Origin of the sequence: Aeromonas hydrophila subsp. hydrophila ATCC 7966 (assembly GCF_000014805.1) — a bacterium.
Taxonomy (GTDB): Bacteria; Pseudomonadota; Gammaproteobacteria; order Enterobacterales; family Aeromonadaceae; genus Aeromonas; species Aeromonas hydrophila.
This window is the reverse complement of record NC_008570.1, coordinates 1,710,940-1,723,505: the sequence shown is the minus strand read 5'-3', so window position 1 is coordinate 1,723,505 and position 12,566 is coordinate 1,710,940. Positions and strand designations below refer to the sequence as shown.

The following is a 12,566-nucleotide window of genomic DNA, read 5'->3' as shown; positions in this document are numbered from 1 at the left end:
CTTGCTGACTTGACCATCTCATTGCCAATCGGCCGGCTCAGCCTGCGCTGACACCGGCCGCTTGCGCAAGATCCCGCCGGGACACGGCCAGACAAGGCACGACTATCCCGGCTCGAGACCGCTGCCTTACTTGGCCATCTCTTTTTCGACCAGCTGGATCAGGATGTGGATCACCTTGATATGCACTTCCTGAATGCGGTCGGCGTAACCAAAGTGCGGCACCCGGATCTCGACATCGGCCAGGCCGGCCATCTTGCCGCCGTCCTTGCCGGTCAGCGCAATCACCTTCATGCCTTTGGCATGGGCGGCTTCGATGGCTTTCAGGATATTGCCGGAGTTGCCGCTGGTGGAGATGCCGAGCAGCACGTCACCGCGACGGCCGACTGCCTCTACATAGCGAGAGAAGACGTAGTCATAGCCAAAGTCGTTGGACACACAGGAGAGGTGGCTGGGATCGGAGATGGCGATACCGGCATAACCGGGGCGGTTCTCGCGATAACGGCCGGTCAACTCTTCGGCAAAATGCATGGCGTCGCAGTGGGAGCCACCGTTGCCACAGGAGAGTACCTTGCCTTCCTGCTTGAAGGAGTCAGCGAGCAGCTTGGCGGCCGCTTCGATGTCCTTGAGATTTTGCTCATCTGCCAGGAACGCCTGGAGCACGCTGGCAGCTTCGGTCAATTCATTGCGGATCAGTTCTTGGTACATGATGTCTCTTCCAAAATATGGGCCACGTCATTGTCGCACAAGCCAATCCCGGAGTCGCCCCCTGCCCGTCAAGAGCCCCTCTGCAGGGCGTTATGCCGATCACAGAGCCAAGGTAACAAGCTTGTAAACAGCTTGATAAGTTTGTGCGTATGAATTACAACAGGGACCATATCCAACAGGTCAGACCTCTGGATCAGTTCAACCATATTCACCCAACTTCGGCAACTCATGCAAGGAGCGAAAAATGACGACGACCCTCACTCTGCTCGGAGTGATCCTGGTGATCGGCGCCATGGCTTATCGCCGGGCGTCTCTGTTCACCTCCACGCTTGCCACCGCGGCAGCCCTGATTGTCGGCACCCTCTATGGCCATGTTCCCCTGTTGGTCTGGGCGCTGTTTGCCGTGCTCGCCATCCCCCTCAACCTGGTGGATTTTCGTCGCAACCAGCTGACCAAGCCGCTGTTCAAACTCTACAAATCCATCATGCCGGAGATGTCCCGCACCGAGAAAGAGGCCATTGAAGCGGGCACCACCTGGTGGGAAGCAGACCTGTTTGCCGGCAACCCGAACTGGAAGAAGCTGCACGCCATTCCGGTCAGCACGCTGTCTGCCGAAGAGCAGGCGTTTATGGACGGCCCGGTTGAAGAAGTGTGCCGCATGGTCAACGACTGGGAAGTGACCCACGAGCGAGCCGACCTCTCTCCCGAAGTGTGGCAATACCTGAAGGACCACAAGTTCTTCGCCATGATCATCAAGAAGAAATACGGCGGGCTGGAATTCTCCGCCTATGCCCAATCCTGCGTGCTGCAAAAGCTGTGCGGCGCCAGCGCAGTGCTGGCCTCCACCGTCGGCGTGCCCAACTCGCTGGGCCCGGGTGAGCTGCTGCAACACTATGGCACCGACGAGCAGAAGGATTACTACCTGCCCCGTCTGGCGGTCGGCAAGGAGATCCCCTGCTTCGCCCTGACCAGTCCGGAAGCGGGTTCAGACGCCGGCTCCATCCCCGACTTCGGCATCATCGCCAAGGGGGAATGGGAAGGAGAAGAGGTGCTCGGCATGCGCCTCACCTGGAACAAGCGCTACATCACTCTCGCCCCGATTGCCACCGTTCTGGGTCTGGCCTTCAAACTGCGCGACCCGGATCACCTGCTGGGTGACGAAGAAGAGCTTGGCATCACCTGCGCCCTCATTCCGACCCACATCAAGGGGGTCGACATCGGCCGCCGCCATTTCCCGCTCAACGTGCCGTTCCAGAACGGCCCGACCCGCGGCAAGGACGTGTTCGTCCCGCTCGACTTCATCATTGGCGGCCCGGCCATGGCCGGTCAGGGCTGGCGCATGCTGGTGGAATGCCTCTCGGTCGGACGCGGTATCACCCTGCCCTCCAACAGCACCGGCGGTGTCAAGATGCTGGCCTTGGCGACCGGCGCCTACAGCCGGATCCGTCGCCAGTTCAAGCTGCCCATCGGCAAGATGGAAGGGATTGAAGAGCCGCTGGCCCGTCTCGGTGGCAACGCCTACATCATGGGGGCCGCCGCCAACCTGACCGTGACCGGCATCGACCTCGGCGAGAAGCCCTCGGTCATCTCCGCCATCGTCAAATACCACCTCACCGACCGCGCCCAGAAGTGCATCATCGATGCCATGGACATCCACGGCGGCAAGGCCATCTGCATGGGCCCCAACAACTATCTGGCCCGCGGCTATCAAGGTGCCCCCATCGCCGTCACGGTCGAAGGGGCCAACATCCTGACCCGCAGCATGATCATCTACGGTCAGGGCGCCATCCGCTGCCACCCGTACGTGCTGCCGGAGATGCTGGCCGCCAGCCATCCGGATCAAGAACAGGCCCTCAAGGACTTCGACAAGGCGATGTTCAGCCACGTCGGCTTTACCATCAGCAATCTAGTGCGCAGCTTCTGGTTAGGGTTAACCGGTGCCCGCTTCGCCGCCGCGCCGTTCAAGGATCAGACCAAGGGCTACTACCAGCAGCTCTCCCGCCTCTCTGCCAACCTGGCCTTCCTGTCAGACATGGCGATGGGCACTCTGGGTGGCGAGCTCAAGCGCAAGGAGCGGGTCTCCGCCCGTCTCGGCGACGTACTGAGCCAGCTCTATCTGGCCTCCAGTGCCCTCAAACGCTATCAGGATGAGGGTCGTCAACACGCCGACCTGCCGCTGCTGCACTGGGCGCTGCAAGACGCCCTGTTCAAGGCCCAGGAAGCCATCGACGAGTTGCTGCGCAACTTCCCGAATCGCTGGATTGGTCTTGCCCTGCGCGTCATCGTGCTGCCGCTGGGTCGCGACCTGAAACGCCCGAGCGACAAGCTGGACAGCCAGGTTGCCCGCCTGTTGCAGACCCCGAGCGAAACCCGCAGCCGTCTGGCCCAAGGGCAGTATCTCACCCGCGAAGAGGGCAACCCCTTCGGCCTGCTGGAGCAGGCACTGGACGACGTGCTCTCTGCCGAGCCGCTGTTTGAGAAAGTATGCAAGGCTGACGGTATCAAGCGTCCGTTTATGCAACTGGACAAGGTGGCAGAGATCGGCCTGGCACAGGGAGTACTCAACCAGACCGAAGCGGACCTGCTGCGCCGCGCCGAAGAGAGCCGCCTGCGCACCATCAACGTCGATGATTTTGATCCCATCGACCTGGTGGCCAACAAGGCGCTGTTCGAGCCATCGGTCTATCACAGAGCCGCCTGACAGACACATAGATAGTCAAACGCCTCCCATGTGGAGGCGTTTTTTTATGGGGCTGGAGCAGGATGACAACAAAGAGATTTCACAGATCAAATTTTATTTCTCAATAAGTTTCCTATCCTTAGTGAAGCAGTTAATGTAAGCACAGGATCCCAAACAGGATTGCATGATGGATGACCAAATCCTGATTATTGACGATGACGATCTGCCCCTTCTTGATGACCAGCAGGCTGGATGGAAGGTGATGATTGTGGACGATGAACCCGAGGTTCATCGCATCACCAAGATCACCCTGAGCAAGTTTGAATTCGATAATAGACCCATTGAATTTTTGCATGCTTATTCAGCCGCCCAGGCCAGGGAGTTGCTCGCCAAGACCCCGGACGTAGCACTGCTGCTGCTGGACGTGGTCATGGAGGTCGATCACGCCGGCCTCGATGTGGTCAAATTCGTGCGCGAGGATCTGCAAAACAAGATGGTGCGCATCGTGCTGCGTACCGGCCAACCCGGTCAGGCCCCGGAAGATGACGTGGTCACCAACTACGACATCAACGACTACAAGGACAAGACCGAGCTCACCTCCCAGAAGCTGCGCACCCTGCTGCGTGCCAGTCTGCGTTCATACCGCGACATCCGTACGCTGGAGAGCAATCGCCAGGGGCTGGAAAAAGTCATCGAGGCCTCCAAGGGGATCTTCGAGAAACGGGCGCTGCGCCAGTTTGTCGAAGGGGCTCAGGAACAACTTGGGGCCCTGCTCAGTCTGGAAGAGTCGCAAATCTACGACGTGAAGCAGTTCGCCTACGAAGTGCGGGATCAAATTCTGGAGCCCCTGCTGCCGGGCCACCCGTCACTGCGACTGGCAGATGCCCCCTCCATCCTGCGCCAGGCCATGGCCAATCGTGCCAACGTCTATGACGGCAACCAGATGGTGCTCTACTGCCAGAACCCCCGTCATCACCTGCTGTTTCATATCGAGACCACTCGTCAGCTCAGCCAGATGGACATGGGGCTGCTCAGCCTGTTTACCGAAAACATCATAGTGGCGCTGGAGAACATCCGGCTCAACGAGGTCATCGCCGACAATCAGCGCGAGATCATCTATCGGATCGGCGAGCTGGTGGAGACCCGCTCCAAGGAGTCCGGCCTGCACGTGAAACGGGTCGCTCTCTACACCGAGCTGTTCTGCCAGCTGCTTGGCATGAGCGAGGAGCAGAGCGAGCTCATCAAACGCGCCTCCCCGCTGCACGACATCGGCAAGGTGGGCATTCCGGATGCCATCCTTCACAAACCGGGCAAATTGACCCCCGAGGAGTGGGAGATCATGAAGACCCACGCCCAACTGGGGCAAGACATGCTCTCCGGCAGCGATCTCGCGCTGTTCCAGATTGGCGCGACCATCGCCGGCAACCACCATGAAAAGTGGAATGGCAGCGGCTATCCCCGTGGCCTCAAGGGTGATGCCATTCCGTTGGAAGGACGGGTGGTGGCGCTGGCTGACGTGTTTGATGCGCTCGGCTCGGATCGCTGCTACAAGAAGGCCTGGCCGCTGGACAAGGTACTGGCGCTGATCCAGGAGGAGAAAGGTCAGCACTTCGATCCCCAGTTGGTAGAATTGATGCTGGCCAACCTCGACAAGTTCCTCGAGATCCGCGATCAACACAAGGATATCTACGTCGGGGAACATTAATACTGAAGGGTTGCAGCTAACCCGCTCCCCCATAAATAACAAAGCCGCCTCGATGGGCGGCTTTTTCGTGCGGTTGCCCGGTTATTGTTCGGGCAGGTTCAGATCCAGTTTGGCTTCCGGCTTGGCGCTTTCGCTCTCGGCCTTCTGCGCCGCCATCGCTTTTTTCAGTGCCCGCCGCTTTTGCAGCAAGATGAAACCAACGCCGCCCAGCAAAACCAGCAGGATGCCGACCCCACCCAGCAGCCAGATCAGCCAGCCGCTGCTCTGTTTTTCCTCGAATTTCACCTGGTTGGGCACCGCAGCCGAGGTCTCAGAAGCCGCAGAGGCCGCCGATGGCTCAGCCGCCAGCACAGGGAAGATATTGAACGATTTCACCGGCAGCGTGACCTGGATCTCGCGGCCCAGCCGGGTCGTGCCAAACAGGGTGGCAGTCACCTCATACTGGCCAACCTCCTTGATGGCGGAGAGATCTACTTCCACACGGGGTTCGGTCGCCACCGCATTGAACGCCATGCTGGCTCCCACCGTGTTGGTCGCCTTGCCCTCAATGACCACGGAGGCCGGATCCAGTTCATCAGCATCGATCAGGAAGGAGAGCTTGGCACCAAACTCCTGCGAGGGAGGCGCCAAGGTATAGCTGACCGGCAACGGGTAGATCAGCACGTCCTGATAGCGAGCGCGGGAGAACACCTGATTGCCCGTGCTGTACATGGCCCGGTATTTGCCAGCAGCCACATCAAGCACCGCCTCAGCAGTCATGATGCCGTCACCCGGCACCTCATCAAGCCCCTTGCCATCGTCACGATAGTGGCCGAGCACTTCGTCAACAATGGGCTCTCCCTCCTGCTTGGCATCGTTGAAACGCTGCAATCGCACCGTCATGCCAAGGTCGGTCAGGTAATAACCGGCCTTGGGCGGTGCATCGTCGATCAGCAGCCAGGACTTGAGCTTGACCCTTTCTCCCTGATAGAGCTGGGTCGGCAGTTGATCGGTTTCCAGCCTGATGTTCGACAGCAGGCGCACCCGATTGTCCGGGTCCACCTCGCCGATGGCCTGCCAGGGGCCCGGCATGGGATCACGGATGGTGATGAGATCCTGATCCTTGAGCGCCAGCCAGCCCACATCGGGGGGCGTCACCTTGCCCACATAGAGCTTGCTGCCGTCCGGACGCACCAGGATCACCGACGGGGTGCCCGGCTTGCGCGTCACGATGAAGGTGATCTCTTTCACCCCGTAATCAATACGAAAGCGATTGTCGAGCAGGGGAATGTCGGAGGGGGCAAACACCTCGTTGGCCGAGGCCGTCAGCGAGGCCAATAACAGCAGGCCGCTCCATAGCTTGCTCATTGCCGCCACAGGCAGGCTCCTCCTTTTTTCTGCACCAGATCCAGCCGTGCTTCGTGCACCGCCTCAATCTCGGCACTGGCACGGATCACCTTGAGCGGTGGGCGATTGCTCTCCAACCGGCGGATGCTGGTGTCCTGATTGCTCTCATTTTCACTGCTCTCGGTAGCCAGATTCAACTTGGTCTGGCCACCCGTCATCAGCAGGTAGACGTCCGCCAGGATCTCCGCATCGAGCAAAGCCCCGTGCAGGGTACGGTGCGAGTTGTCGATGCCGTAGCGATCACACAGCACGTCGAGGTTGTTGCGCTTGCCTGGGAACAGGTCCCGCGCCATCGCCAGAGTATCCGTGATGCCGCAGATGTCGGCAGTCTTGAAATTGAGGCCGAGCTTGCCGAACTCATAGTCCATGAAGCTCACGTCAAACGGCGCGTTGTGGGCAATCAGCTCGGCACCGCGGATGAACTCGATGAACTCGTCGGCGATCTGGCTGAACGACGGCTTGTCACGCAGGAACTCGTCGGTGATGCCGTGCACCTGGATGGCCTCGGGGTCCACCAGCCGATCCGGCTTGATGTAGACGTGGAAGTGGTTACCGGTCAGCTTGCGGTTGATCACCTCCACACAGCCGATCTCGATGATGCGGTGTCCCAGATAGACGGGGCCACCGGCGGTGTTCATACCTGTGGTTTCAGTATCCAGAATGATCTGGCGATTCAGTTGGGGTGTGTTCATGATCCAATCTATGTCAAACTTCGGCTTTACCCGCTAGTTTACCCCAAGACTCATGCTAAAAAAGATCGATTTGTATACGGATGGTTCCTGTCTCGGCAACCCGGGCCCTGGCGGCTATGGTGCCGTCATGGTCTATGGCAAGCACCGCAAGGAGCTCGCCGGCGGTTTTCGCCTCACCACCAACAACCGGATGGAGCTGATGGCCGCCATCATGGGGCTGCGCACCCTGAACGAGCCCTGCCAGGTCAGACTCACCACCGACAGCCAGTATGTGCGCCAGGGGATCACCCAGTGGATCATCGGCTGGAAGAAGAAAGGATGGGTGACAGCCAGCCGTCAGCCGGTCAAGAACGTCGATCTCTGGCAGGCATTGGATGCGGAAGTGGCGCGCCATCAGATCGAATGGCTCTGGGTCAAGGGGCACTCCGGTCACCCGGAAAACGAACGCTGTGACGAGCTGGCCCGCGAGGCCGCCAGCGGCAAGCAGCTGGCCGAGGACACAGGTTACCAGCCCTGACGCGCCATGCCCGGCGTCGCTATCGACTCGGGCAAGCGCCAGCGGCGGCGCACCGGCGTCAACGGAAAGCGCCGCTTGCGCGCCGCTATCACGTAGACGGACGCAAACGGCCTGCAATAATCCCGCCCCACACTCTCCCGCCACCAGCCGATCCGGCTCTGTTTGCCCATGAACGAGTAGCCAAAGCGCTCGTCAAACATCACTTCACACCCGAGCAGCTGCAGCCAGTCGGTAACCCGCGCCGGAGTGAACATGCGGGCCGACCAGGGCAGATGTTGACGCAGGAAAGGCAGGCAGTGGCCGATGCCGACCAGGCTGAGCGGATTGTAGCCGCTGACGATGAGCCAGCCATCGTCGGTCAGCACCCGCTCCGCCTCGCGCAGTACCTGGTGGGGGTCGGGCGAAAAGTCGAGGCAGTGGGCCAGCAGGCAAGCATCCACGCTGCCGGTACGCACCGGCAAGGCCAGTGGATCGCCCTTGAGATCCAGCAGTCTGCCGCTGGGGGCAACCCCTATCTGGTGGCGAATGGAAGAGCAGCCGCAGGAGAGTTCGGCGCTCAGTGCCCCGACTTTAAGCAGATGATAACCAAACAGATGTGGGCACCAGCTGTCGAGCCGCTCCTGGATCTCGGCCGCTACCCAGTCCCCCATGGGCAGTGCCGACCAGCTGGTCGGGATCTCGATTTGTTGTTCGGTACGTGCCACCTGCATAATAGGGCTCAACTTGGGGTTCGAACGCCATCCAGTTATATAAGATACCCTCCATAAAGAGAAGCAGACTCATGTATCCAGTGATCACAGTTCCTGCCTTTAACGACAACTACATCTGGTTGATCCGACACGAAAATCACTGCCTGGTCGTCGACCCGGGCGATGCCGAACCCGTGCTGGAGCGACTGGCCGCACTGGATCTGCAGCTCGACGCGATCCTGCTGACTCATCACCATCACGATCATGTGGGAGGCGTCACCGCCCTGCTCGGCCATTTCCCCCATGCCAGACTCTATGGCCCCAAACTTGACCCCATGCCCGCTCATCACGGCCAGTGGCTCGATGACGGGGATCAGATCAACTGGCACGGGCTGAGTCTCGAGGTGATCCATGTGCCCGGCCATACCCATGGCCACATCGCCTATTACGGCCATGGCATGCTGTTTTGTGGTGATACCCTCTTCAGTGCCGGTTGCGGCCGCCTGTTCGAAGGTACCCCGGCCCAGATGCACGCCTCACTGCAGCGGCTCGCCGCCCTGCCCGACGACACCCTCATTTATTGTGCCCATGAATACACCCTCTCCAACCTGCGTTTCGCCTACGCGGTCGAGCCAGACAACCATGCGATCCAGCAGCGGATCGGGCTGATCAGCAAGCTGCGCCAGCAGGGTCTGCCGAGTCTGCCATCACGGCTGGGGGATGAGCGGGAGTTCAACGTTTTTCTGCGATGCGAACAGGATTCCGTGAAATTTTCTGCTGAGAAACACGCCTTAAAATGCTTGGAAAATCCAGAGGATACCTTCACCGTGCTGCGATCCTGGAAGGACGTTTTTTGAACAAACCTTGATCAGGGGGCCATTGCCCCTTATGATGCGAGCTGTTTTTCCTAAAGATGACCTGAGCGAGATGAAGGTACGAACGGCCTTATTGGCGGCGCTGTTTCTCAGCGGCTGCCAAAACCTGAGCCATCAGGATGACCGGGCGCTAACGGCAATCGAGCCGATCAAGTCCCCCCAAGTCAACAAAAAAGCGTATAAAAAGCATTCGGCGCGCTTCCTGTTCGGTGATGAACAGATCGACGAACTGGATGACACCGATAACCTGTGGGTGCGTATCAGCGATGATATGCAGTTTGATCCGCAGGAGAACGACCGTGTCCGCCAGCAGCGTGATTGGTTGTTGCGCAATGATAAGCATCTGGCGACCATTGCCAGCCGGGCTGAGCCCTACCTGTATCTGATGGTAGAGGAAATCGAACGGCGTGAGCTGCCAATGGAGCTTATTACCATCCCCATGATCGAGAGCATGTTCGATCCCCACGCCCGTTCCCGCAGCAATGCGGTGGGTCTGTGGCAGTTCGTTCCTGCGACCGGCAAGAACTTCGGCCTGCGCCACGACAACTGGTACGACGGCCGCCGCGATGTACTGGCCTCCACCAATGCCGCGCTGGATTATCTGGAGTACCTGAACCGTTTCTTCGACGGCGACTGGCTGCAGACGCTGGCGGCTTACAATGCCGGTGAAGGACGGGTGCGCAACGCCATCACCCGCAATCAGAAGGCAGGCCGACCAACCGACTACTGGTCACTCGATCTGCCCCGCGAAACCCGGATGTATGTGCCCAAAATCCTGGCCATGGCCGACATGATCCGCAATGCGGACAAGTACAATGTCACCTTGCCGGTACTGGCCAACAAGCCTCAGCTGCGGGTGGTCAACACCGGCGGCCAGATCGATCTGAACGTGGCAGCCCAGCTGGCAGGCCTGCGTCCGGCTCAGCTGAAAGAGGTCAATCCGGCCCTGACGCGCTGGTCGACCTCACCCAAGGGGCCCTATCGCCTGCTGGTACCGGTCGAGTATGCCGATACCCTGGAGCTGGCCCTGGCCGATCTGCCCCAGAGCGAGCGCATCCGCACCCGCTCCTATCAGGTCACCAGCGGCGACACTCTCTCCCGCATCGCCCAGAATCACGGGGTGAGCGTGCAGCAGCTCAAGCTGGCCAACAACCTGAGTGGCAATCACCTGCGCCGTGGCCAGACCCTGATGATCCCGACCAGCGGCAGCAAGCCGGTGGTCAGTCAGAGCGCTCAGAGCAAGCCACAGCAGCTCGCCAGCCGCAGTGCCGGCAAGATCCAGTACAAGGTACGTGCCGGTGACAATCTGTGGAGCATCAGCCAGGCACACGGGGTAACCCATGACGAGCTGGCCAAGTGGAACGGTCTCAACGCCAAGTCGGCCTTGAAGCCTGGCATGAAGCTGGTGGTCTGGCCCAAGCAGGGCAAGAGCAGCAACAAGTCCATGGTCTATCAGGTACGCCGCGGCGATTCCCTCTCCTCCATCGCCGCCCGTTTTCAGGTTGCCGTGATGGACGTGATGCGCTGGAATCAGCTGGGCAAGAGCGATTACCTCAAGCCGGGTCAGGAACTGACCCTGTTCGTGAAGAACAACAGCTGATCGTTCATCACTTCATAAAAAAATACCCCGCCAAAAGCGGGGTATTTTTTTATCTGGAACAGGCCACCGTGGCGGCCAGTACGGATTCAGGGGGTGATGGCCTGAGCCGCGAAACGGGCCATGATGGGGTTGTGATCCGAGGCATCGGTCGCCGGGCTGCTCACTTCCACCAGGTCCAGGTTGCGGTAGTAGAGGTGATCGAGCGGCCGGCCGAAGGCGGTCCGGCGCAGATCCGGCACCGGGATCGCCTCCTGCAGCCCCAGTTCGCCCACCAGCTTGTTCAGCCAGAATTCGCGCTTGTCGTTCCAGGTGTTGAAATCCCCGGCCAGAATCACCGGGCCCTGATGGCGATGGATGAGGGCGGTCAGATCGTTGAGCTGCTCGCGAAAGGTCGCCATCCCCAGCTCGAAATTCACCGCATGCAGGTTCACCACCAGCACGCCGTCAGGATCCCCCTGCAAGGGGTAGAGGCTGACCAGACCGGATTTGGGGATGCGCAGCAGCGGCTCGGGTGAGCGCACGCCGCACACAAACGCCTGGGGCGTCTTGGCGACCGTCATCACGCCGAAGGAGACACCGCCCTGGGTAAAGGCTTGCAATTGCTGCCACTGGAAATCACCGGCCTTCAGCCATTCCAGCATATCGGGGCGGGTCGCCGACTCCTGCAGCAGTACCAGATCCTGGGATTTGGCATACTCGTCCAGCCCTTCGCGCCAGTTTTTACGCTGACCCTTGTAGAGATTCCAGACGGTAATGCCGAACTCGCGTGGCAAGGCGGTGGAGGCCAGTGCCACCAGCGGCGGCTTCTGGCAGTTGGCGCCGGGAATGATGCCCTGCGCCGTGACCAGGTGATCCTGATCCGGCACCTCGAAACAGCCGACCAGTCCCAACGTCAACAGCGACGTACCCAGAATGCGATAACTATTTTTCATTGGCTAACAACCACCTGCCTCTGCATTGTGTCCTGACCATCACAAATGTCATCGCTGCCGACTAGGCTGATAGCTCGTGTCCGGCCCGGCTCATCCAGAAGGAATTCAACGATGGCGAGACAGCACCAGTACCGCGTGACATTTTATGATCAACAAGGAAATTGTCATCAAGTGGAGCTTTCCACCGTCTATCAGATCAGACGGGATCCCCAGTGCGATCTCTGCCTGTTCGACACCCAGCAGTGCGTCGGCTCGGAAGAGATGCTGGAACGCATGATACGGCAAAAAACCGGGTTTGAGCAGGAAATATCCATCATCAACGCCCGGCTTATCTGAGCCGGATCAGACTGGTACCGGACGGGATTTTCCCTGTTCGTCGATGGCGACATAGGTGAAGATCCCTTCGGTCACGCAGTAGCGCTGGGCCTCGTTTTCACGCAGCACCGGCTTGACCCACACCTCCAGCTTCAGCCGCATGGAACTGCGACCGATCTTCAGGCAGCGCCCGTAGCAACACACCACGTCGCCCACCTTGACCGGGCTGTGAAAGGTCATGCCCTCGACGGATACGGTACAAATACGTCCTTTTGCCAGCTCCTTGGCCATGATGCCCCCACCTATATCCATCTGGGACATGATCCAGCCCCCGAAGATATCGCCATTCGGGTTGGTATCGGCTGGCATTGCCAGGGTTCTCAGCAACAGTTCCCCATCGGGGTGACGTCTTGTATCTACCATCTGTACCGCTCTCTCTATATGGATGGCGGCATGATAGGGGGCGAGCC

The 12,566-nt window shown here is 59.7% G+C and carries 12 protein-coding genes; 6 read left to right on the top strand and 6 right to left on the bottom strand.

Translation table 11 applies throughout. From position 1 onward, the window contains the following. Window positions 1–126: 126 nt before the first annotated feature. Entirely contained in the window at window positions 127–705 is a 579-nt protein-coding gene (gene lpcA / locus AHA_RS07925; RefSeq protein ID WP_011705469.1) for a D-sedoheptulose 7-phosphate isomerase, read from the bottom strand. A 244-nt stretch (window positions 706–949) separates the two neighbouring features. Here lpcA and fadE point away from each other — a divergent pair, with 244 nt between their 5' ends. After that, window positions 950–3,406, top strand: coding sequence for an acyl-CoA dehydrogenase FadE (fadE, locus tag AHA_RS07920; RefSeq protein WP_011705468.1), 2,457 nt, complete (start codon window positions 950–952; stop codon window positions 3,404–3,406). 166 nt (window positions 3,407–3,572) lie between these two features. Next, the gene (locus AHA_RS07915; protein WP_011705467.1) at window positions 3,573–5,090 is read left to right on the top strand and encodes an HD domain-containing phosphohydrolase; all 1,518 of its coding nucleotides are present in this window, start codon (window positions 3,573–3,575) and stop codon (window positions 5,088–5,090) included. 81 nt (window positions 5,091–5,171) lie between these two features. Here the strand turns inward: AHA_RS07915 and AHA_RS07910 are convergent, their stop codons facing one another. Together AHA_RS07910 and dnaQ are read right to left on the bottom strand one after the other, a co-directional pair. Next, complete coding sequence (locus AHA_RS07910; protein ID WP_011705466.1) at window positions 5,172–6,437, bottom strand: TIGR03503 family protein; 1,266 nt, start codon at window positions 6,435–6,437, stop codon at window positions 5,172–5,174. After that, complete coding sequence (gene dnaQ, locus AHA_RS07905; RefSeq protein WP_011705465.1) at window positions 6,434–7,168, bottom strand: DNA polymerase III subunit epsilon; 735 nt, start codon at window positions 7,166–7,168, stop codon at window positions 6,434–6,436. Before dnaQ ends, AHA_RS07910 begins: the two co-directional genes overlap by 4 nt. Window positions 7,169–7,220: 52 nt before the next feature. On the opposite strand from dnaQ, the gene rnhA reads away from it, so the two are divergent. Next, window positions 7,221–7,685 (top strand): ribonuclease HI, encoded by a 465-nt coding sequence (gene rnhA, locus AHA_RS07900; protein WP_011705464.1) that lies wholly within the window; start codon window positions 7,221–7,223, stop codon window positions 7,683–7,685. Here the strand turns inward: rnhA and AHA_RS07895 are convergent. Further along, the gene (locus AHA_RS07895) at window positions 7,673–8,395 is read right to left on the bottom strand and encodes a class I SAM-dependent methyltransferase (protein WP_016350242.1); all 723 of its coding nucleotides are present in this window, start codon (window positions 8,393–8,395) and stop codon (window positions 7,673–7,675) included. The two genes, rnhA and AHA_RS07895, sit on opposite strands and share 13 nt — an antisense overlap. Before the next feature lie 71 nt (window positions 8,396–8,466). Between AHA_RS07895 and gloB the strand changes: the two genes are divergently transcribed. After that, window positions 8,467–9,231, top strand: coding sequence for a hydroxyacylglutathione hydrolase (gloB, locus tag AHA_RS07890; protein ID WP_011705462.1), 765 nt, complete (start codon window positions 8,467–8,469; stop codon window positions 9,229–9,231). 70 nt (window positions 9,232–9,301) lie between these two features. Beyond that, on the top strand, window positions 9,302–10,849 hold the full coding sequence (locus AHA_RS07885; protein WP_011705461.1) for a LysM peptidoglycan-binding domain-containing protein: 1,548 nt from the start codon (window positions 9,302–9,304) through the stop codon (window positions 10,847–10,849). Window positions 10,850–10,935: 86 nt separating this feature from the next. Here AHA_RS07885 and AHA_RS07880 read toward each other — a convergent pair whose 3' ends face one another. After that, complete coding sequence (locus tag AHA_RS07880; RefSeq protein ID WP_011705460.1) at window positions 10,936–11,781, bottom strand: endonuclease/exonuclease/phosphatase family protein; 846 nt, start codon at window positions 11,779–11,781, stop codon at window positions 10,936–10,938. A 111-nt stretch (window positions 11,782–11,892) separates the two neighbouring features. Here AHA_RS07880 and AHA_RS07875 point away from each other — a divergent pair, with 111 nt between their 5' ends. Next, on the top strand, window positions 11,893–12,117 hold the full coding sequence (locus tag AHA_RS07875; protein ID WP_005299261.1) for a hypothetical protein: 225 nt from the start codon (window positions 11,893–11,895) through the stop codon (window positions 12,115–12,117). Window positions 12,118–12,123: 6 nt separating this feature from the next. Here AHA_RS07875 and yciA read toward each other — a convergent pair whose 3' ends face one another. After that, on the bottom strand, window positions 12,124–12,519 hold the full coding sequence (gene yciA, locus AHA_RS07870) for an acyl-CoA thioester hydrolase YciA (RefSeq protein ID WP_005299258.1): 396 nt from the start codon (window positions 12,517–12,519) through the stop codon (window positions 12,124–12,126). Between the last annotated feature and the right edge of the window lie 47 nt (window positions 12,520–12,566).